The sequence below is a fragment of the Candidatus Nealsonbacteria bacterium genome (assembly GCA_026396195.1).
Lineage (GTDB): Bacteria > Patescibacteriota > Minisyncoccia > Minisyncoccales > JAGGXC01 > JAPLXH01.
In genome coordinates, this window is the sequence record JAPLXH010000006.1 from 65,264 (window position 1) to 86,392 (window position 21,129).

The 21,129-nt window shown below is 34.0% G+C and carries 18 protein-coding genes; 2 read left to right on the top strand and 16 right to left on the bottom strand.

All coding sequences use genetic code 11. The annotated features are described in order from the left end of the window. Positions 1–81 precede the first annotated feature (81 nt). Positions 82–2,616 (bottom strand): magnesium-translocating P-type ATPase, encoded by a 2,535-nt coding sequence (gene mgtA / locus NTU58_02040; protein MCX6764466.1) that lies wholly within the window; start codon positions 2,614–2,616, stop codon positions 82–84. Positions 2,617–2,736: 120 nt separating this feature from the next. Between mgtA and NTU58_02045 the strand changes: the two genes are divergently transcribed. Next, entirely contained in the window at positions 2,737–3,042 is a 306-nt protein-coding gene (locus NTU58_02045) for a hypothetical protein (protein MCX6764467.1), read from the top strand. 106 nt (positions 3,043–3,148) lie between these two features. Here NTU58_02045 and NTU58_02050 read toward each other — a convergent pair whose 3' ends face one another. The 8 genes from NTU58_02050 to NTU58_02085 form a co-directional block, all read right to left on the bottom strand. Beyond that, positions 3,149–3,433: a hypothetical protein gene (locus NTU58_02050; GenBank protein ID MCX6764468.1), complete on the bottom strand. Its 285-nt coding sequence runs from the start codon at positions 3,431–3,433 to the stop codon at positions 3,149–3,151. 163 nt (positions 3,434–3,596) lie between these two features. Further along, a complete protein-coding gene (locus tag NTU58_02055) occupies positions 3,597–4,055 on the bottom strand; it encodes a hypothetical protein (GenBank protein ID MCX6764469.1) in 459 nt (152 codons plus the stop codon). A gap of 172 nt (positions 4,056–4,227) precedes the next feature. Further along, entirely contained in the window at positions 4,228–4,998 is a 771-nt protein-coding gene (locus NTU58_02060) for a hypothetical protein (GenBank protein ID MCX6764470.1), read from the bottom strand. Beyond that, positions 4,982–5,305 carry a hypothetical protein gene (locus NTU58_02065; protein ID MCX6764471.1) on the bottom strand — a complete coding sequence of 108 codons (324 nt, stop codon included), beginning with the start codon at positions 5,303–5,305 and terminating at the stop codon, positions 4,982–4,984. Before NTU58_02065 ends, NTU58_02060 begins: the two co-directional genes overlap by 17 nt. A 107-nt stretch (positions 5,306–5,412) precedes the next feature. Further along, on the bottom strand, positions 5,413–5,556 hold the full coding sequence (locus tag NTU58_02070) for a hypothetical protein (GenBank protein ID MCX6764472.1): 144 nt from the start codon (positions 5,554–5,556) through the stop codon (positions 5,413–5,415). Positions 5,557–5,566: 10 nt separating this feature from the next. Beyond that, a complete protein-coding gene (locus NTU58_02075) occupies positions 5,567–5,791 on the bottom strand; it encodes a hypothetical protein (GenBank protein ID MCX6764473.1) in 225 nt (74 codons plus the stop codon). A gap of 64 nt (positions 5,792–5,855) precedes the next feature. Next, the gene (locus NTU58_02080; GenBank protein ID MCX6764474.1) at positions 5,856–6,392 is read right to left on the bottom strand and encodes a methyltransferase domain-containing protein; all 537 of its coding nucleotides are present in this window, start codon (positions 6,390–6,392) and stop codon (positions 5,856–5,858) included. Between the two features lie 75 nt (positions 6,393–6,467). Continuing rightward, on the bottom strand, positions 6,468–6,821 hold the full coding sequence (locus NTU58_02085; protein ID MCX6764475.1) for a hypothetical protein: 354 nt from the start codon (positions 6,819–6,821) through the stop codon (positions 6,468–6,470). 137 nt (positions 6,822–6,958) lie between these two features. Between NTU58_02085 and NTU58_02090 the strand changes: the two genes are divergently transcribed. Then, entirely contained in the window at positions 6,959–9,037 is a 2,079-nt protein-coding gene (locus NTU58_02090; GenBank protein MCX6764476.1) for a transglycosylase domain-containing protein, read from the top strand. A 15-nt stretch (positions 9,038–9,052) separates the two neighbouring features. Here the strand turns inward: NTU58_02090 and NTU58_02095 are convergent, their stop codons facing one another. The 7 genes from NTU58_02095 to NTU58_02125 all read right to left on the bottom strand — a co-directional run bounded on the left by NTU58_02095 (position 9,053) and on the right by NTU58_02125 (position 20,880). Then, positions 9,053–15,574 (bottom strand): MG2 domain-containing protein, encoded by a 6,522-nt coding sequence (locus NTU58_02095; GenBank protein MCX6764477.1) that lies wholly within the window; start codon positions 15,572–15,574, stop codon positions 9,053–9,055. Between the two features lie 60 nt (positions 15,575–15,634). Further along, complete coding sequence (mltG, locus tag NTU58_02100) at positions 15,635–16,630, bottom strand: endolytic transglycosylase MltG (protein ID MCX6764478.1); 996 nt, start codon at positions 16,628–16,630, stop codon at positions 15,635–15,637. 8 nt (positions 16,631–16,638) lie between these two features. Beyond that, positions 16,639–17,349, bottom strand: coding sequence for a hypothetical protein (locus NTU58_02105; GenBank protein MCX6764479.1), 711 nt, complete (start codon positions 17,347–17,349; stop codon positions 16,639–16,641). A 162-nt stretch (positions 17,350–17,511) separates the two neighbouring features. Further along, entirely contained in the window at positions 17,512–18,342 is an 831-nt protein-coding gene (locus NTU58_02110; protein MCX6764480.1) for a UbiA family prenyltransferase, read from the bottom strand. 68 nt (positions 18,343–18,410) lie between these two features. Beyond that, positions 18,411–18,545, bottom strand: coding sequence for a hypothetical protein (locus NTU58_02115; GenBank protein ID MCX6764481.1), 135 nt, complete (start codon positions 18,543–18,545; stop codon positions 18,411–18,413). Positions 18,546–18,565: 20 nt separating this feature from the next. Next, on the bottom strand, positions 18,566–18,952 hold the full coding sequence (locus tag NTU58_02120; protein ID MCX6764482.1) for a PLD nuclease N-terminal domain-containing protein: 387 nt from the start codon (positions 18,950–18,952) through the stop codon (positions 18,566–18,568). 74 nt (positions 18,953–19,026) lie between these two features. Beyond that, positions 19,027–20,880 (bottom strand): cation-translocating P-type ATPase, encoded by a 1,854-nt coding sequence (locus tag NTU58_02125; protein MCX6764483.1) that lies wholly within the window; start codon positions 20,878–20,880, stop codon positions 19,027–19,029. Positions 20,881–21,129: the final 249 nt, after the last annotated feature.

The following is a 21,129-nucleotide window of genomic DNA, read 5'->3' on the forward strand; positions in this document are numbered from 1 at the left end:
ATTTTGTTGTTCTTATTTTCGAGCGCTAGCGAAAAATCAAGGTTTTATTATTTTTTAAAAATCGACCGAAAAATCCATTCATTATTCATAGCCGTATTTTTTAATAAACCATTTTTTAACCACCTGGACAAACAATAAATAAGTGACAATCATAAAAAATAATAGTAAAAAATATAGGGCAGGCGGGGCTACGAATCCGAATGATTCAGCCAAAGGAGAAAATGGAATCATTATACCTATTGTCACTATTAAAATAGAACTTAAAAATAATAATCTGCTTGGCTTGCTTTCGATAAAAGGAATTTTTCCGGTACGTATTATATGAATAACAAGAGTTTGGGTACATAGAGATTCTATGAACCATCCCGTATGGAATAATTCCGGAAAAGAAAACGCATTAAAAACGAACAGCATAACTCCCCAAGTAAGAAAATCATAGAGAGAGCTGATGGGTCCGATGATAAACATAAATTTTTTGATATAACCTACGTTCCATGGCCGGGCTCTGTTTATATATTCTTTATCTACCTCGTCCGTAGGGAGTGCCACCTGAGACATGTCATAAAGAAAATTATTTAAAAGAATTTGTATCGGTAACATCGGTAAAAAAGGCAGAAACATACTGCCTCCGGTCATACTTAACATGTTGCCGAAGTTTGAACTTGCGCCCATCTTTACGTATTTAAGAATATTTCCAAAAATCCTTCTCCCCTCTATAACGCCCTCCCGAAGCACTGTAAGACTTTTGCGGAGAAGAATTATGTCTGCCGATTCTTTAGCAATATCAACGGCGTTGTTCACCGATATTCCCACGTCAGAAGCTTTCAGCGCCGGAGCATCATTCATGCCATCTCCCAAATAACCCACTATGTGTTTATTTTCTCGCAAGGCACTTACTATTCTTGCTTTTTGCGACGGAGATAAACGGGCAAAGATAGTGGTATTTTCAACCAATCCCTGAATTTCTTTATCGCTTAATCTCTCTATTTGGTCTCCCGTTACCAAGCCCTTAATTTCAAGTCCGACATCCTTACATATTTTTTTTGTAACCAAATCATTGTCTCCGGTTAAAATTTTAAATTCTATTCCTATTTTTTTTAATTCAAGAATTGTCGGTTTAACGCTGGGTTTTGGCGGGTCAAAAAATGCCACATATCCCTTAAGTATTAAATCTGATTCATCTTCTTTTGAAAATATTTCTTTTTTGTTATTTACTTTTTTATAAGCTATGGCTAAAACTCTAAAACCTTCCGAACTTAAGCTTTCATATTCTTTTTTTAAATTTAAAAAAATCTTATTGTTTGTTTTAAATATTTCACCGTCCAGTTCGTAGTGAGAACATCTTTTAAATATTTCTTCTGGAGCGCCTTTGGAAATAATCGTGCGCTCGCTGTCTGTCTCCACGACTACGGACATAATTCTTCTCAAAAAATCAAAAGGCACTTCGTCTATTTTTTTAAATTGCTTTAATAGTATTTTTTCGTGTTTTAAAATCGTTTGGTCTAAAAGATCTTTTAACCCTGTTTGATAAAAACTGTTAATATAAGCGTACCTTAAGACGTCTTCGCTTTCTTTGCCTGCAACATCGCAATGCTTCTCTAGAACTATTTTGTTCATGGTCAGGGTGCCGGTTTTATCCGTACAAAGTATATCCATTGCGCCGAAGTTTTGGATGGAACCTAATCGCCTGACAATTACCTCTTTTTTCGACATCGCAATAGCGCCCTTTGAAAGGTTTATTGTGACCATCATAGGCAACATTTCGGGCATAAGTCCAACGGCAACTCCGATGGAAAAAAGCAACGACTCTATGAAGTCGCCCCTGCGCAAAGCATTAATGGCGAAAATAAAAAAAACCATAAGTAACGTTGAACGAATCATTAAAAAGGTGAAGCTGCGTATTCCCTTTTCAAAGCCCGTTTCCGTTTCGATTCCCGCAACTTTTTGAGAAAGTTCGCCAAACTGCGTAGAAGCGCCCGTTTTTAAAACTACTCCCAATGCTCCTCCGCTCACTACGCTGGACCCCATAAAAGCAATATTATTCAATTCCGACATTGAATCATTTTTCGACGTTATTGGAGTTGAAAATTTTTCTACGGGGAATGATTCCCCTGTTAAGGAAGCTTGATTAATAAACAAATCTTTGCAAGAAATAATTCTTAAATCTGCAGGAATCATATCGCCGGCAAATAACTCAACTATGTCACCTGGAACCAGTTCCTGAATTCTAACTTCTTTTGGGTTTCTGTTTCGATAAACAGTGGCAGTTGTTCGGACCATTTCAATAAGCTTTTCTACTTCTTTTCCTGCCCGATGTTCTTGAAAAAAAGAAAGCAAAACGCTCATTATGGCCATCAAAAAAATTAAAATCGCACTGATTGTTTCTCCTAAAAAAATTGAAATAATTGCAATAACCAAAAGAGCAATAACAAGAGGGCTCGTAAACTTTAAAAGAATTTGAATGAAAACATTCTTCTTTTTTCTCTTGGCAGGTTCATTAAACCCGTATTTTTTAAGTCTTTTCCGAGCTTCTTTTTCTGAAAGACCGTTCTCAGAAGTTTTTAACTCCTGAAAAATCTCTTCAATTTTTTTTGTTGTGTATCCAGAAAAATTCATATAATTATTTTATTCTACCACTTCGATAAACTCAGTGTAAACAAAAAACCCTGCCTACCGGCAGGCAGGCGCCTGATTGGCGATTTTTATATTGGCTTGCCCTGAGGAGCGTAGCGACGAATGGGTGGCTTGCCGAAATATACCTGCCCTGAATTTATTGAAGGGTTAGAACCTGTTTTTGGTAAAGAATTTTATAAAATCAAAACTAAGAATGATAAAATTAAAATAATAATTCCTATTAGTCCGAAATCATTCTGTCTGGGGTATGGCAGTGTAAATACTCCAGGAATCCGACTTCTAGTAGCAAGAGTAAACAACGAACCAATAAAGAAGAGAGCAAAAAATAAAATCATTCTTATATTCATATTATTTAATTCTACCACTTCGACCCTTCGACGCAACTCAGGGCAGGTAAACTCAGTGTAAACACTTCGACGAGCTCAGTGTAAACAAAAAACCACTCTATTGGTGGCTTACGGAAATATGCCTGCCCTGAACTTATTGAAGGGTTAGAACCTGTTTTTAATCTTTGCTAAATTATTTTAAAAATTTTAAGCACCAATACAACAAAAAATATAATTACTGTTCCAATTACTATTCCAACTAATCTGTCCCAGAATACTTCAAACCAAGGGTTATTAAGGTGGCGATCTTTCCATGTGTCTTTATTAATTAAACCAATTATAAAAATTAAGACGGATAACCCTAAAATTATGAAATTATCAGTAACAGCGGCTATCGCACTCCCTATACCAAATAATATAATCCCAGGCACAAAGAAAAAAAGAGAACTAATGCCTTTTTTTTCTTGATTCATGTTCTTTTATTCTACCAAAAAATCGCCTCATTATCCAAACCGCCTCCCCGTATTGCAAAAAAGTCTGTAGATACTCCTCTGCTACCCCTTGAGTTTGAGGAGGTGTTGTATATTTAAATAAAAAATCGCTTTAATGGCGATAAATAAAAAAGCGACTCTATTTTTAGATGTCGCCGATGTCCTTTGTTTCGCATACTTCTAAAACTTTCAAAACTAATTTGCCTTGATCTTTTAGGTCTATTATTACCACTCCGATCGCCATTGTTGTCTTATTCAAAAAAAGAATTTCTGGTTTTTCTATAATAACCTTTATTCCTTCTAGGGTATTATAAGTATGGTAATAATTTATATCCCATATGATTACTTCTCCAGCATAAATTGACTTATCTTCTCTTTCATCTGGAAGTTGTTCTATTGGAGTTATTTTTATTATCACTCTCCTAACTTTACCGCTATAATTCTCCATTTGAGACGGTTCTATTGATATTGGTTTTTCTGATGCTTCGTAATAATTATAAAATGTAAAAGAGCCAAGAACTATTCCAAGTACCACAAAAAAAAGAATAACTCCTATTATCGCTGCATTTATCGCTGATTCATTTTTGCTTTTTCCTTCTTTCAAGTTTTAAACCTCCTCTATCTTTCTACCCTAAATCACTAATTTGTCAAGTCACAAAACCGCCTATTATCCAAAGCGCATCCTCATGCTACTGAAATGTCTATGGCTTTATGTGAGGGAAAAACACAAAAACCCGAGGAACCGCTCGGGTTTTTGTTTGAATAAAGTAACCTATTTAATCCTCGGTTGTTGTGCCATGGCCAGGAAAAGAAGCTTTAAAATCGCTTTTGGCTTTCTCCATAGCTATTTTGAAATCACTGATTGCTTTTTCAAAAGCTGCTTTTTTCGTAGCAATAAGTTGGTCTTTCACCTCTTTTGTCTTATCAATCTCCTTTCTTTCGCTTATAAATTTATCGCGAGCTGTTTTCAAATCATTGGTTAAATTCTGGCGAATGGTTGCCGGCAGGACGCCGCTGGCGCAATCCGTTGTTGCTTTGGTAATCGCAGCTTTTACCGCGCTTTCGTAATTATCTCCCAAGGCATCAATAGATGCTTTTCTTGAAGCAATCGCCTGGTCAACTCCTGTTTTAAAATTCTGGATTGCCAGGTCTATCGCTAACCTTCTGGTTGAAATCGCGTCGTTTACCGCTTTCTTAAAATTTATAACCGCTTGTTTTTGTTCTTCAGTTTTGGCTTTTTCTTCCAATTTTACAAAATGTTCCTCCCGGTTAACGTCCCATTTATCCCGGACTTGCTCCAATTTCATTTCTCGATTGTCCCTCCTCTCCTCGAGCTTATTTGATATCTCGACGCGTTTAACTCCAAGTTTATCCCCAATGCCTGTAATTTTTTGGTCAATCTTTGAAGTAAGCGAGAGAATTTGGGAACAAAAATTTTTTAATTTTTGTTCCGCCGATTGATTGGCGTTTTGGGCTAAAATCATTGTTGGAAATAAAATAACGCCGACCAACAAAATCATTAATATTTTTTTAGAAGTCATTTTCATTGATAGATTGACCAAAATCATCAACTTCCTGGCTGTCGGAATCTATCAAACTGGCGTCCCCTTCCAAATCCTTTGTCGCTAAATTTTCATCGTCCATTTCTTTTAATAGGGCATTAATAGTGTCGTCTACATTTCCGGTGGCCGGAATAACAGAAATTTCTTTTTCTTTAATCCATTGAATCGGTTGGGTTTCGCCCTTTAAAAGTTCTGCGATTTCCTGCTGAGTGAAAATATAGGAGAAAGTCAAACCCAAGATAACGACAACTGAACAAGCTACGAAAATTGAAAATGTTCTTTTTGAAATCATAAAAATTGTGATTTTGATTCTTTTTTTGTTAATAAAAAATCGACCTTTTCTATATATTATAATTATTTTAGCAAATTCAAATAAAACAAAAAAGAGGCAATTTTGCCTCATATTGTGCATTGTTTATCCCCGTTTACAAGATGACCGCCGAAACTATCGGTTTTTTTTATCATTTCCCGAACGTCCGGATCTTCTAAAAGCTTGCGAAGAGCTTCAAGTTTTGTTTTTTTGATTTTCTTTCTTTTTTTCAAACTATCCCTCCTATTGTATGCTGGCGCAAAAAACGTACTTGCAATTTGTGCAAAAAATCAACGGGTCCATCTCGCTATATTGAGATGTTCTTTTTAAGGTGCCTGACTTTTTACAATTGGGACATATTTCCATTTTGTCTTTGTCTGCTGGTATTTGTTTCTCCCAGATAATCTCGCCGTGTTGGGGTGTTTTTTTTAAAGTACTATGCTTATGAGGTTCTGTTTCATTTAACATCTGTTCTCCTCCAGATAGAATTTATTCTCAAATTAAATTTTTGTCAAACTTATTTTATTTAAATTCAAACCTTTTTGTACAGAAAAATATTATTTTCTTTTTTTATCGGTTCCCAGGTTGGAAAATGAAAATTATTTGAAACAATCCTTGCTTCTTGTTTAAGTTCTTTTTTTAATTTTTTTTCCAAACTCTTCATAATATAACCTATACCGTAAACCGTTACTGCGTCGTATTGGGAAAAATCTTCTTTCCAAAAATTCTTGCGATAAACAAAAGCTTTGCCTTCAAGTCCGGCTTTTTTGATATTTTTTTGAGCTAATTTTACCAAAAAGGGACTTATTTCAAATCCCGTAGCTAAGGCTCCGGCACTAGCTAAGGCAATAACCAATCTTCCGTCTCCGGCTCCAATATCCAAGGCTTTCTCTCCTTTTTTTATATTCAAAAGTTCAATCATTTTTTTAACTTTTTCTTCTTTAGTCGGGGCATAGAGCGCTCCCCAAAATAAAAAAGGGATAAGAGCCCTTAAAAAAAGAATCGTAATAAAAAATAAAATTAAAAACAAAAAAGATAAGCTAATAGAAACAATAAATAAAATGTTCATATGATTAATATTATAAATATTCTAACACAAAGCCCGGCTGAATGTCTTGGCCGGACTTTTAAATTTTTAAACTTATTAAATAGTTTGATCTATCCCCGGGAGTTGAGGCGCTTCAAACATTAAACATTTTTCGCCGTTAAAACATTTTTCGGGTTCACATTCGCAAATTTTAATTTCGTGACTGTTTTCCAATGAACAACCGCAAGCACCAATAGTGCACAAGTCGGGAAAATCGCCGGTTGATTTACAACAAGAAAAAAAACTCACCTTTCCGCCCGAATTAAGACAGGCTTTTTCTTTGCTCGACATCATCTTATTTTCAATTACCCTTTTTGCGCTCTCTGAATATTTCCCGGAATTTTTTAATAAAATAATACCGACTCCGACACAAATAAATAAAATTATTGCAATTAAAATTATTTTTTTCATATTTTTAAAATATTGATGGAAAACATTTTTTATTTTATGTTCCTATTTTAAATTTCTTTATAAAATTATACCATAAAAAATCTTTTTTGTCTTTAATGTTTTATTTAACAGTTACGAATGATAAAATGTTTTAAGGCATGGATATGAAATTCTTAACCAAAAAAAGAAAACTTATAGGAATGCTTATAATTTCTTTTATCTTTATTTTTTTAATTTTAGGTTTCAATCTGCAAAAAAATTTAGTCGACATCTGTCAAAATCAAGAATCAATAATTATAAAAGACAGAAAAGAGAAAGAAATTTTTATCATTCCTAATCAAAAAAAATACTGGTCAATATATATGAATGAAGTTCCTGACAGGTTTAAGGAGCTTTTGTTGAAAAAAGAAGACAAATATTTTTATTATCACCTTGGGTTTAATCCTTGGAGCATCTCTCAAGCCTTATTGCATTACGTAGGAATCGGAGATCGCAAAGGTTCCAGCACGCTAACCCAGCAATTGGTAAAAATATTATTAAAAAATGAATTTAAAAGAAGCTTAAAGAACAAAATCATTGAATCTTTGTATGTTTTAAACTTGGAAGCATATCAAAGCAAAGAAACTATTTTGAAAATGTATGTCAACTCCGTTTACTTTGGAAATCAAGCCCAAGGATTAAAAGAAGCCAGCCGGCTTTATTTTAATACCGACCCCGATTTACTAAGCGATGAACAAATATTGCAACTTCTGTCAACGATAAACAGTCCGACCCAAAACAATCCGGCTCAATTAAAAAATAATGAAGCGGCCTTGGCTTTAGCAAAAAAATTAAACTTTGATGAAAAAAATTTAATTTTTACGAACTATAAAAATGTGGAAAAAAATATGAATAATTATTCCCGTTTTAATAGCGCTTATTTTGAAATCAAATCCTTTATTAATAATGAAAAAAATAATAACCAATTAACGATAGATCTCGATCTGACTGAAAAAACAAGGAATATTTTAGAAAGAAATATCGAAGAACTAAAATTAAAAAATGTAAACCAGGGAGCCGTTATAATAATAAAACTTCCGGAAAACGAAATACTGGCATTAATCGGCTCAACCGACCCTAACTCTTTTAACGAAGCCTCCCAAATAAACATGCTGCAGGAACCGAGACCTATCGGCTCAACCATTAAACCTTTTATTTACTTGAAAGCTTTTGAAAAAGATTTGAGGCCTTATACTTTAGTTGACGACCGAGAATATAAATATATTACCGCTCTCGGCTTTCCTCTTTATCCCAAAAACTTTGATTATAAATACCGGGGGGAAGTCAGCCTCCATTATGCCTTATCCAACAGTTTAAACGTCCCTTCGGTTAAAGTATTGGAATACGTAGGTTTGGAAAATTTTTATAATTTTTTGGAAAAAGATTTGGAATTTAAACCCATCCAAAACCTGAATAATTATCAATTGGGAATCGCCTTAGGGGCCCTGGAAATGAATTTGTTCGATCTGTCCAGATATTTTACTATTTTCCCGAACAAAGGAATATTAAAAGACCTTAAAATTTTTAGAAACAGCGAATCTTCTGAAAAAAATATAGCCCAAGAAAAATACGTTCAGTTAATAAATAAAATCTTAAATGACAGAAAAACCAGTATTGAACAATTCGGCATGAAAAGCTGGTTAAATCTTTTTCAAGAAAATTACGCTTTAAAAACCGGCACTTCCAGAGATTTCCGGGACAGCTGGGTAATTGGTTTTACTCCTGATTTTTTAGTGGGGGTATGGTTGGGAAACGCCGATAATTCGCCAATGGACGAAGTTTCCGGCCAGATGGGAGCCGGGAGAGTCTGGTCTCAAATAATGGATTTGCTTTTAAACTCCGAATATAACGAAAAAACTCCTTTTAATTTCGGTTTATTAAAGGAGTTTCGTAATCAAGAAAACAATATTGAATACGGCCTAGCAACAGACGATTACGATGCTAATCGATTAATTTTAAAAGAAAAAGATTTTTCAATAGTCCTCTCTCCTCACAATGGTGACGTTTTTCTTTTGGAAGAAAATACTAAAATATTTCTGAAAGCCAAAGAAAAGGTGAAATGGTCCATAAACAACGAATTTCTAGAAGAAAATCAAAACGCTCTTTTCTCCCCTCAAAAATCCGGCTTATATCAAATAAGCGCGGAGAACTCCAAGAATGAAAAAGAAAGCGTATATATTTTACTGAACTCTATATAATTTGACGAAAAAAACTTAATTTATCTCAAAATAACTGCCGGCTGTTCTTCCAAAATTCTCCGGAAAGTACATCTCGGAAACAACTGCCGGTAAATGAGTAAATTTTCCCTTGATTAATGCCCGAACATAATAATCAAATTCATAAACTCCGGGATAAAGAGATTCTGAAAAAATAAAAGCCCTGTCATCGTGAATTTCTTTAAAAGTTGGGTAAAGTTCCCGGCCTTGCAATTCTTTTTCTTGAAGCAAAAGAGATTTCTGCTCGGTAGCCAAGTCCAAATTAACAATTTCCATTCCTGCCGGGATAAAATCTTCGATAGCCACAAAATTTCTTACTTCCGGAACGATTATCTTCAGTCTGACCCTCAACACATCTCCTACCTTGGCAGAAGCCAAAGGATTTTCATTTTCTTTATCATCTGCCTCGTAGAATTCTCTTTCAATGCTGAATCCCTCGTCTCTGGGAGCGATCTGGTCGGCGGGTAAATAATATTTCAGATAAATATCGTAATAAAGATTGTTGGATAAATCGTTATTATTGGTTTTTAAAAAAGATATCGCATTGATTTCATTAAATTTCAAATCTTTAAGCGGCTTTTCGTCTTTTAATTGGTCTAAAATTGTATCTGGCTTAAATTCAAAATTGTTTATTTTTTGGTCGTTAATCAACAATTCAAGAGTAAAATTTGATTCGGTTTCTCTTTTCCATTGGAGAAAATCAGTCAAAGCGTCTATTACCGTAACCGTATTGTTGGTTGACCCCCAAGCGCCGTCTTTTTGCCTGGAATTCAAAATCCATCTTAAAATTTTGTCCATAACGGGGCTATTGTTATTGTCGGCCACCAAAGCTTTCAAATAGAGAGCTGTGTTTTTAGTGGGAGTTTCATAATATCGCCAGAGAAAACTTTTTCCGCTTTTCAGGAAAGCGCCCCGGGAATCAATATCAATTTTATTGCTTAGAGTGTTAAAGACTTTGTCTTTCAAGTCTTTGTCAAATCCTTTGGTTAAAGAAATGGCTAAATAAGCCAGACTTGTATTGCTTATCTGTTCGTTAATAAATAAATCATCTTTTATTATGCCGGTTATTTGATTTTTAAAAAAACCGTCATCCTTAAAATTCGGCGACCTTGATAAAGTATAATAAGTGATAATAACTCTGTTTCTATAACTATTTTCATCTTCTGAATAAAACTTTTTTCTAATTTCGTTTTTAAGATAATTCAACGTTTTATCTAGGCTATTTTGATTAATCTTAAAATCAGCCGAAGCGAGATCTTGCAAGGTATCCGCTACGTGCAAGGTAAGATAAAAATCTGAATTGCCATTGGTCCAAAAAGAAAATCCGCCGTTAGATTTCTGATTATTGTAAAGCTTTGATAATCCCATGTCTACCGCTTCTTCAAGGGTATATTCTTTGTCGTCATATTTGATTTTTTCTAATTGGAATTTCTTATCAAAATTAGGCAAATTCAACCCCTTTTTAATAATTGCGATTGAATCTAATTTGCTGGCAATTTGTTCTGAGCAACCGTAAGGAAATCCTAAGAGATAATTTAAAGCATCGGAAAGAAAAACGGCTAAAGTGGCGGAACTTCTTATTGAAATCTTGCCTTTATCTTTTATGATATTATCCGGTAAAAAAACGTATTCTTGGGTGGATTTACTGGCGGTATAATTGGAGGTAGCGGTCACTTCATAGGTATCGTTGCGAACAATTTTTATCGATTGCTCAACCGTATCTTCCAGGTTATTGCTTTTAGCTGAAAGAACAAATATATGCTGCCCTTCGTCGAATTGACTGCCTGCCTTAACTTTAAAATAAACAGTTTCACTCTTGCCCGGGTCAATTTTAATTTCTTTCAATCCTTGTTCTTCCATCAATGATAAAGTCAAGCTTTCGAAAGTAACTTTTAAGTTTTGTTTTTCTTGGCTCTGATTAAAAATTTGGGCGCCTATATAAAAATCATCTCCGGGAACTATAAATCTTGGTTTTAAAGGAACAACCATTAATTCTTTACGGCTTATAAATTCTTGATAGTCAATTCCGAGCTTCGTATCTTTCGTCAAACCCAGAGCCTCCACTTGCCAAGTCGTTAAATTGTCCGGAAGAGTGAATTTTACCTGAGCCTTGCCTTCTTTGTCCGTTGTTATTGTGGCTTCCCAAAAAGCGGTTTCCTTGAAAATGCCCCTCTTTTTTACTGCTAAACTAGCCTCAGGGGCTCCACCTCCTCCTTTAGTGCTGGGAAGGTCTATTTCAGTAAGAATATTTTTAAGATTGGAGCTTGTTATGACGGTCAAGGGAAAACCGTCATAAAAAAAAGCAATGGGATTTTTTTTAGGATTGCCCTTAAGGGCGAGTACGCTCAGGTCGGTTACCGCTACCGATAATTCGCTGGAAACGGGATTCCCTTGAAAATCTTTTGCCAAAATATCAAGAGTTACATCCTCTCCCGGCAAATAATTTTTCTTATTGGAATTAACTTCAATGGTTAATTCTTTTTGTTTCGTGTTGACTTTAAATTCAAATTTTCCGAATTTTATTTCTGGTTGATTGGATTGCAATAAAACCGAAACGAAAACATTAGGCAAATATTCTTCTTTGACCGAAAAATTATAATTATAAAGATTACCCTGAATTTCTTTTATCTGATATTCGAAAATTTTTCCTCTTTCAATGGCAATTAATGCTTTGGATTTTTGATAAGGAGACTTGATTATTAAGCTTCCCTGCTCTCCGACATTAAGATCGGATTTATCTGACTCTAATTCTAATTGAGTATCTTGGGTCGGTTTAATATTGACCGTTCCCTCGCCATAAACATAAAGATTATAACTGCTAAAAATTAAATTATTTTTTTTATCTCTTGCTTTCACCTCTAATTGATATTCGCCTTCCTTTTCAATCTGAAGCTCCTTGGAATAATTTCCGTTGTTGTCGGTATCTAAATAATATTCTTTAACCAAATCTCTCTTCTCTTCCCATTGATAACCGTATCCTCCACCGGCTTCTTGTCTTTTTGAGTAGACCCAATCGGTTTTGTAAAGGCCGAGCGTTATATTATCTTTTTTAACTTCTTTTCCCTGAGTATCGACTGTTTTTATTTTAACGTTAAATTTTTCATTTTTGCCGAGAAATGATTTATCGGTTTTTAACCCGAGATAAAATTCTCCGGCATGGACAATAATGGATTTTTGAGCCGAAATGCTTTGGCCCTGATTGTTTTTAACCGTAAGGTCGAAAACAATAATTTTACTTTTTCTCTGAGTTTCATCTTTAAATAAGCTCTCGAAATCTAACGGTTGAACTATAGTGGCTTTGCCCTGAGAATCAAGAGAAGCTTTTCCTCTTAAAATAAACCTGTCTCCGTAATAATAAGGCTCGTAGTACCAATTATAACGATAGGAATTAAAATTAAAGTACTCTTTGGCATATCTGTCGAAATAATAATTTTGGCTGGCAATTGTATATTCCACCTCTCCTCCTTCTAAGGGTACGCCAAAATAATATTTCGCATTCACTTCTAGGTTTGCCTTGTCCTTAGAAATATATTCTTCTTTATCGCTTTTTACACTCACCTCGAAAGCCGCCGGCACATACTCTTCAACATCAAAATAAATATCATAAACACAGTGGTCACTTTCATTGATGCAAACGCGATAGTTTCCCAAGGGAGAATTCAGGGGAAGCATATAATCGGTATCAAAAGTGCCAAAATCATTGATATTCAAATCCTGGCTCAAAACTTCATCATTTCTCGGATTAAAAATTTTAAATTTAATTTTTTTATCCTGATAAATTTCATAATTTCCATCATAACCTATACGATAAATTCCTTTTATGAAAACTTTCTGGTCAGGACGATAAATGGGTTTGTCGGTATAAATATAGAATTTTTCTGAAGTAAATAATTCGCTAGCCCATTGCAAATTACTCTGATAAGAAGGAATAATCGTGCTGTCTTGGTCTTTTGTAACAACTGCTCCATTTAAATTAGCGAAAGTTTTAGTAAGAGATACTCCTTGCTGGTCGGTAAAATAACTGCTGTTAAATTTAAAATTAGCCCCTTCCGCTGTTTGCTGATAAAGGTCGATTTTAGCCCCAAAAACCGGTTCCAAACTAGAAATTTCCGTTACCCAATAAAGATTATTTATCTGGCTAAGCTGTTCTTCGTTAAGCGGTTTGTTCAATCCATAACTTGAATACTCCGGCATTATTTTCTTTTCAGCCACAGCTAAATTAGTTATGGTTAAATAAGTTTTTTCGTAAACTTTTTTGTAAATTTCTGAATCAGTATTGCTGTCCCAATAACGATATTTATAATTGGGATTAGAAAAAGTTAAGATATAATGGCCAAAAGATTCGTTAAAATAATCTTTAAGGTCGACTTGAAAATAATTTTTAATCCAATATTTCTTTGGCAATTCAATGGTGTCTTGGACTATCTTCTCGCAATTATAGCTCGGGACCGATTGAAACCATGACAACCTGTTTTCTAAAAGATTAAGAAGATTAAGGGGCTTTAGTTTGCAAATCTCCAGATTAATATAATCCATGTTTTCAGCCGCATAGGTCAATTTTGTTTTTGAAAGTGAAGTAACATTATAATCTCTTTGAAGATGATAAAAAGCTAAGTGCTCGTCCGGCATAGAACCTGTTTTAAAGGCGAAGGTCTGATTAATTTTTTGGCCGAAAACATCTTCTAAATTAATCTCTAAAAAATAATCGGAAAGAGGCATTAATCCGTAACTAATCTGGGTATGAAATTCTCCTTCCCTGCAAGGCTCTTCTTTATAAATATAATAACCCTCTATTTTCCATGAATCACTCCAGCTTTTTAATTCGTAATCTAAGTTGGATTTGAAATATTTATCATAATCTTCTTTTAATGGTGGTAAAATCGGAACGTTAGTACAAAAAACAAGTCCGGTTAAAGAAGCTGACCCATCATTATTCGCGGAGGATGTTTTTAAAATTTTAAAATCGGGATAGGACTTAATTGATGAAAAAATCGGGTCTTTATTGATTACCAGGCCATTAACATTAGTTATTTTTTGAAAATTAATGTTCAATGTCTCTTCCTTGGAAATTTCATTGGAATTAAAAATCAAATAAATTCTTTTTTTATCCGGAACCTTCTCGCAATCATTAGAATAATTATTCCCATCTTTGCATTTTTCCCCATAGCCAATTTCTTTTAATTTCGGAACGGAAATGACGGTTTTGTCTTTATCGATTTCTTCATAAAAACTGACCCATAATTTGCCTTCGGGGTCAAAAAAATCTGGACTAGCGTATCTTGTTCTTTTTGATTCGGCAGAAATGCCGGCAATAACATCGCTAATATTAAACGCAGTCACGCGATTCTCGTTTAAAATAATATCCCCTTCTGCAGGATAAGCTTTATTAATTCTCAGCTGATAATTATTTTTGAAATCCCAAAATTTTTCCCGACCGAAAATATCGAATTTATTATAAATCTGAATAGTTGAAAGATCTTTTTTTGTTTCTTCTTTCTTTTCGCCCAAATAACTGATTTTTTCTATCTTGGAAATTAGGCCGGCAACAAAGTTTCCCAGGGCTTCAAACCCCTGATTTTTAACTTGTAAATTATTATTGGAATTATTGTTGTCTGAAGATCCGGGAGCGTACTCAACAATAAAAGGTATTTCTTGATTTGTATTTAAATTCTTAAGGGATATTTCATTTTTTATTTTCTCCAGATCGACCGGTTGATTAAAATGAATCGAGATGGGTTGATTATAAACAACATTTCCTCCTGTTAAGTTCAGGTATCTCAGTTTCCTGGTTACAAAATTATTTTCCTTGCCCGCCAAAGACAATCCATCCATTGAAACCATCTCGGGTTTTATCGTTACTTTATAATTGGAAGATCTTGTCAATCTTTCTTCCGGAATAAATTGCAAATTTCTTGTGCTTATCCATTTAAAACGGCCCTTGGTCGCGGGAGTTATTTCTATTGGAACATCTTTGCCCTCCAAATATCCCAAAGTAGTTAAAGGAACCATAGGCCGGTTAAAAACTATGGTAATTTCGCTTTGTTCGGGAGCTTCCGAATTATTGGCAGGAAAAACAGCTACAATTTGAGGATCTTCATCGGCTAAAAAATCTGATTTTATGGCTCGAGATTCCGATTCGCTTAAAGTTAATTCAATGGAATAATAATGATTAACATCTAATTGTTTTTTTGGTTTAAAAACAATTTCTTTTTCATTATCAGAACTCAACCATTCACCTTCTATTTCAGGGTCGAATTTTGTATTTTTCTGGGCTAAATTTTTATCTATCGAATAAGGAAGATAAATTGAAATAGGAGCTGATTTGGAAATTTTTTCGTTAACCAAACGATAGCCGGAAATAAAAGGAGGTTTAGGCATTTGTTTGGTATAAAATTTTTCTCCAAAATAAAAACCGAGGGCTGCGAGCCCCAGTATTAAAATTAAAGGAATGATGGGTTTCGATTTTAAAATAAATTTAATTTTATTGGGTTGATTAGAAACGTTGATAGATTGGTCCATTTTGATAAAACTCTTATTTATTATTGAATTTCAATAAGAGCAAATTATTAGTTTATATAATTATATCAAATATTTTGCTTTGGCAATATTATGTTCTTCAAGGGTACGGCTGAAAATAGTTTGACCGTCAGGAGTAGAAAGATAATACCAATAATCGCTTTCCTTGGGATTTAAAGCCGCTCTTATGCTTTCCAGTCCGGGATTGCAAATTGGACCCTTTGGCAATCCGGCGTATTTATAAGTATTGTAGGGAGAATCTATTTTAATTTCTTCATATGAAACTTTGCCAGTTTTTGTATTTTTGATATAGGCGATAGCGGCGTCAACCTGAAGGGGCATGTTGATTTTTATTCTTTTCCATAAAATACCCGACACTATTTCCTTTTCTTCCTCGGTTTTTACTTCTTTCTCCAACAAAGAAGCCATGGTAATTATTTCAAAAATATTTTTTTGCTGCGTTTCGATTTTTTCTTTAAAATCTCGGGTAAATTTTTTATCAAAGTTTTTTAAAAAAATTTCAGCTATTTCCTTGTCATTAACCATTGGATTCAATAAATAAGTGTCGGGAAACAAAAAACCTTCCAAGGATTCTTCTTCGGGAATCTCGGATAAAAAATCAAAACTATCTTTAAATTCTTTGACTGAAAATTTTAAAGACATAGTTCTTTCCAGTTTTTCGCTTAACACTTCTTCTATTTGTTTCAAGTTGAATCCTTCGGGTATTGTTATTTCTATTTGAAAGGTTTGGCCCTTAACAATTTTTTCTAAAATTTGGGGCACGGTCAGCGAAGGATTTAATTTATAAACTCCGGCCTTAATGTCTTTGGCGGTTCCCCTGAATAAAGCGTAAATTTTAAAATATAAATCGTCTTTAATTAAATTTTCTCTTTCCAGGTTTAAAGCGATTTCTTCCAGGCCTTGGCCCTTTTCAATATCGAAAATTACCTCTTTTTCGTTTAATGAATTAGGCAAAAAAATACCCCGCCAAACTGCTAAAAATAAAAAACCGCAGGTTACAATCAAAAACATCAAAACTAATAATATTTTTTTAATCATAAATAAGTTTATTTTTTCAATAAATTATTTATATAATCTATCATTTCAAGCTGTTCTTCTAAGTTGTTTTCCAGTTCCAAAGCCGTAAAATCAGAAAAATAATTTATCGGATATTTTTTAAGATAATCCAGTTCTGAAAAATTTTCCAAAAAATGCCTATCATGCCTGGTTTTTCCTTGGCCGTCGAGATGAGTTGTTTTACAGATAGCGCTCACGTGATTACAACCGATATGGCATTTTTCTATTACTTTTATATTATAATTGAACTTTTCATTCTCCAACAATCTGTCGTTTTCTAAATGAGCAAAATCCAAACAAACGCCTCCGAGTTTTTTAATTTCTTTTTCATTCAATGGCTTGCGGGTATTTTCAATAAAAATAATTTTTCTGTATTTTGATTTTGAATAATCATGAATAAATGGATGAGATTGATGCTCTGATTGGCTATGGATATTAAAAGCTTTGGCGTTAAAATTATTAATTAAATATTCAATTTCCTTAAAATCCATGTCTTCTTCCCTTAAGTGAATGAGAGGAATATTTTTAATTCTTATTTTTTTGAGCAATTCGTAGGCCTCTTTTCTTTCGTTTTTGTCCAAACAGGTCGGAAAAAAACAAAATTCTTTTAAGTGAAGTTCCTTCGCTTCTGTTATTTTTTCCCGCCAATTAGAATAAAGGGGAGAGAATCTTGTGGTTGTAATTGAGGGTAAAATTTTCATTTTTTATAAAATATATTTTTCCATTATACTTTTTCCCTCCCGAACTAACAAGTTGAGTCCCCCCAATCTGTCGGGACGAAATCCCGATTTATCGGGGTAAAAAAGACAAAAACTGCCCGTTACGCTAGGCGGTTTTTAAAGTTTCAGCCCAATGGCTTATTTTTAAAATCTAAGCTTACTTTTGATTAAATGAAAAGGCAAATAATTTTTTACTTGAATTTTAAACACTTTCCTGGCTCTCCTGACGCAGTCAAAAGGAACCCAAAACAAAAGAAATATAAACAGATAATAAATCCACCATTTAAGAATGAAGTGTTTCAACATCACCAAAAAACATAATAAAAAAACAAATTGGATTAAAATCAAAAAAACAAAACTCATTTTCCGGCCGATTCTTGTTGTGGTGTTTTGTGTGTTGCCCAAATCCTGGTCGTAATCAATCACCTGATGGGATAAAAGGGCGTTGCAATTTATAAGAAAAAACAAAAATCCGACAGATAAAATATAAAAATCAATGATTCCTCCCGCTAGCGTTACTCCGGCTAAAAAGGGAAAAAACCCGCCCATCAATCCGTGAGAAATTATATCAGCTCCGGTTTTTTCTTTAAGGCGGACTTTCTTTATGGAATAAAGAGTGGAAGTGATAACGCTCAATACCACAAAAATAAAACCTATTAAATTCATATAAGCGGCTAAGGCAAAAGAAAAAAATAACAAAAGCATCATAATAAACAGAGTCCCTCTTTCGGTTACGGAACCTTGGGCCAATGGGTTTTTATTCGCTTTTATTTTTCTTTCGTGTTTTTTATCAATCTCTACGTCAAAATAATTATTTATAATGTAGGCATAGGCCAAGGTGCAAAACGAAATCATCGAAACAATTAAAGCAACCTTCAAAGAATAAGAAACTAAAAAAGTGGCTAAGACCGGAATCCAAAAAAATCCACGAACCCAATCTTTGGGTCGCAACATTTGTAAATAATTAAAAATCATTTTTTTATAAAATAAAAACTGATCAAAGTTTTTTCTTAAAGGTTTTTTATTTGATATCAAAAACGCCTTTATTTTTCTTTACATCCGCAAGAACAATCCGACTCGCATTCACAGCAATGGAAGCAAACGCATTCCTCGCAGGAGCATTCATCTTCCGGCTTCTCTATGGGCATGCCACATTTTTTGCATTTTTTTTCGGCCATAAATTTTAAATTTAATTTTATTAAACTTGAGAAATGGGTGAAACTTTTTTATCAAATCCTCTTTTTACTGCAAAGTAATAAATAATCGCTCCAAAAATTCCGGTAAATATCATTAAAATAATCCAAACTGGCTTGCTTTCTATCGGCTTTTTAATGGCATGAATTAGCATCATCAACCAAAAAATAAAAGAAATTAATCCTACCGTCAAACTCACTATAAAAAAACCGAGTCCTAAAGCTAAAAAGCCCTTCGCTCCATCACTTAAAAAACTATTCATTTCATCGCAAGACACCTCTTTACCGTTTACGGTACACGTTTCTTTTATTTGAGCTAAAACAGTATTGCTTATCGTAAGCCCTAAAATAAAAATTAATAAAATAATTTTGAATTTATTTATTTTCAACATAATAATAATTTATTATTAAAGAAATCGACCGTTTATTTTATTCTACCATAAAATCCCGCCGTTCCTTTAATTTCCTATCTGAATAATCGCAAAGAATTAAAAATTGGGATAAAGTCAGTAAGGAAATTATAAACCGCGGCACCCGGAGGATTAAGAATATGCAAAAAAACAAGAGTAAAACCTAATATATTCAATATCCCCCATAATAATAGATTTTGGCGGATAACCTTTATCGTGGCGCGTCCGATCTTTATTAATTCCGGGATTTGAGAGATATCATCTTTCATCATTGCAATATCAGCGGCCTCTATGGCTGAATCGGAACCTATGGCGCCCATAGCGATTCCAATATCAGCCAAGGCTAAAACAGGCGCATCATTAACTCCGTCGCCAACCATTGCCACTTTATATTTTTTATTTGAGTATTTCTTATAATATTCCAGCTTATCCTTCGGTAAAAGATTGGCATGAAAAATATCAATTCCTATTTCCTCGGCCACTTTTTGAGCAATGTGCTCGTTATCACCCGTAAGCATCACGGTTTTTTCTATGCCTAATTTTCTCAATTCTTCCATTGTGTCTTTTGCCCTAGGCCGTAATTCATCAACCAAAGCTATAAACCCAACCAATTTTCTATCATACGCAACAAGAGTAACGTTCAATTTTTTTAGTGTTGCTTTTTTTACCTCAGAATGCTGTTCTAACGTTATTTTAATTCCCAAATCTTTTAAAAACGATGGCTTGCCTATCGCAATTTGCTTGCTTTTATAAACGGATGACATGCCCTTTCCTCCATATTCTTCAAAATTTTCCGATTCATCGATGGAAAAATTTTTCTCTTTTGCATAATTAACAATGGTTTTCGCGATGGGATGACTAGAACATGAAGAAGGAATGGCAGCTAATTTTAAAACTTCGTCTTTGGTCTTTTGATTAAAACAAAATATTTCCTCGACTTTCAATTTTCCTTGCGTTAAAGTGCCGGTTTTGTCAAAAATTATCATTTTTATTTTTGCCAGTCCCTCAAGGTAGTTTCCGCCCTTAATAATCGCACCGTGTTTGGCACTGTGAATAATGGCCGACATCAATGCTAACGGCGTGGCTATGGCAATATCATCAGCGCAACTCACCAAGAGAACTCCTGCAACTAAATTCATATCTCTTGAAAATAAATAAACCAAGAGAGAGCCGGTGAAAGTAAAGAAAATATACCACTTAGCAAATTTGTCAATTAAGGTATAAATCGGCGCCTTATTCACTTGGGATTGCTCAACCAAGGCAACGATTTTCTCAAAAGTCGTTTCATTACCAACTTTTTCTGTCTTAATAATCAAATGACCGGCAATAATTGTGGTAAAACTTAAAATCCTATCTCCTTCTTTTTTAAAAACCGGAAGCGATTCCCCTGTTAAAGAAGACTGATCAATTGTAGCTTCGCCTTTTTCAATTATGCCATCAACCGGAATCATCTCTCCCAATTTGACAACAATACTATTCCCTTTTCTCACGTCTCCCAGCGGAATTTCCGTTGTTTTTCCATCCTTTATTATCCTCGCTTTTTTTGGCTTAAGCTTCATTAAACCCTGCAAGGCGGAATGTGATTTAATCTTGACATAGTCAATAAAAATTCTTGCCGAAACAATCATTAGGTTTATAAAAATAACAGCCAGCCATTCCTTTTCAAATAAAGAAACGAACAAGGCGACGCTTGCCAATAAATCAATGGAAATCTTTCTATTTTTTAAAGATTTAATGGCGCTGAAAAAAACCGTTGAAGTGGCAATAATAGAAATAGTAACCAAAACTGATTCATTCCAGAATAAAGAAATTTTAAGTAAATGAAAAAGCAGAGTTCCAACCAAAAGGAAACCGAGGAAAAAATCAAAATTCAAAAAATTTTTTGGCTGCCGACTTTCTTCTTCAACCATTTTAGCGATTTTAATTAATTAACAATATCATAACAAAAAACCGCCCTTCGATAAATCCTCCGACTCTGAATTATCAGGACCGAAGGGCTCAGGGCGATTTTTGTTTGGTTTGTTGTTATGTAAAGTTTACGCGTCCGTAGATTTAACGAAGAACAAATATCAGAACTTATACGGTTGCAATCTTTAACGATGCTTTAATTTAAATTTTCTGTGAAGCCTTGCTCGTCTGCCATAATTTTTATTTTTATG

What these genes read in the sequence shown, in the direction of transcription:
- mgtA (MCX6764466.1), bottom strand. Translation starts at nt 2,616, where the DNA reads ATGAATTTTTCTGGATACACAACAAAAAAAATTGAAGAGATTTTTCAG.
- NTU58_02045 (MCX6764467.1), top strand. Translation starts at nt 2,737, where the DNA reads ATGGGTGGCTTGCCGAAATATACCTGCCCTGAATTTATTGAAGGGTTA.
- NTU58_02050 (MCX6764468.1), bottom strand. Translation starts at nt 3,433, where the DNA reads ATGAATCAAGAAAAAAAAGGCATTAGTTCTCTTTTTTTCTTTGTGCCT.
- NTU58_02060 (MCX6764470.1), bottom strand. Translation starts at nt 4,998, where the DNA reads ATGAAAATGACTTCTAAAAAAATATTAATGATTTTGTTGGTCGGCGTT.
- NTU58_02065 (MCX6764471.1), bottom strand. Translation starts at nt 5,305, where the DNA reads ATGATTTCAAAAAGAACATTTTCAATTTTCGTAGCTTGTTCAGTTGTC.
- NTU58_02075 (MCX6764473.1), bottom strand. Translation starts at nt 5,791, where the DNA reads ATGTTAAATGAAACAGAACCTCATAAGCATAGTACTTTAAAAAAAACA.
- NTU58_02080 (MCX6764474.1), bottom strand. Translation starts at nt 6,392, where the DNA reads ATGAACATTTTATTTATTGTTTCTATTAGCTTATCTTTTTTGTTTTTA.
- NTU58_02085 (MCX6764475.1), bottom strand. Translation starts at nt 6,821, where the DNA reads ATGAAAAAAATAATTTTAATTGCAATAATTTTATTTATTTGTGTCGGA.
- NTU58_02090 (MCX6764476.1), top strand. Translation starts at nt 6,959, where the DNA reads ATGGATATGAAATTCTTAACCAAAAAAAGAAAACTTATAGGAATGCTT.
- NTU58_02095 (MCX6764477.1), bottom strand. Translation starts at nt 15,574, where the DNA reads ATGGACCAATCTATCAACGTTTCTAATCAACCCAATAAAATTAAATTT.
- mltG (MCX6764478.1), bottom strand. Translation starts at nt 16,630, where the DNA reads ATGATTAAAAAAATATTATTAGTTTTGATGTTTTTGATTGTAACCTGC.
- NTU58_02105 (MCX6764479.1), bottom strand. Translation starts at nt 17,349, where the DNA reads ATGAAAATTTTACCCTCAATTACAACCACAAGATTCTCTCCCCTTTAT.
- NTU58_02110 (MCX6764480.1), bottom strand. Translation starts at nt 18,342, where the DNA reads ATGATTTTTAATTATTTACAAATGTTGCGACCCAAAGATTGGGTTCGT.
- NTU58_02115 (MCX6764481.1), bottom strand. Translation starts at nt 18,545, where the DNA reads ATGGCCGAAAAAAAATGCAAAAAATGTGGCATGCCCATAGAGAAGCCG.
- NTU58_02120 (MCX6764482.1), bottom strand. Translation starts at nt 18,952, where the DNA reads ATGTTGAAAATAAATAAATTCAAAATTATTTTATTAATTTTTATTTTA.
- NTU58_02125 (MCX6764483.1), bottom strand. Translation starts at nt 20,880, where the DNA reads ATGGTTGAAGAAGAAAGTCGGCAGCCAAAAAATTTTTTGAATTTTGAT.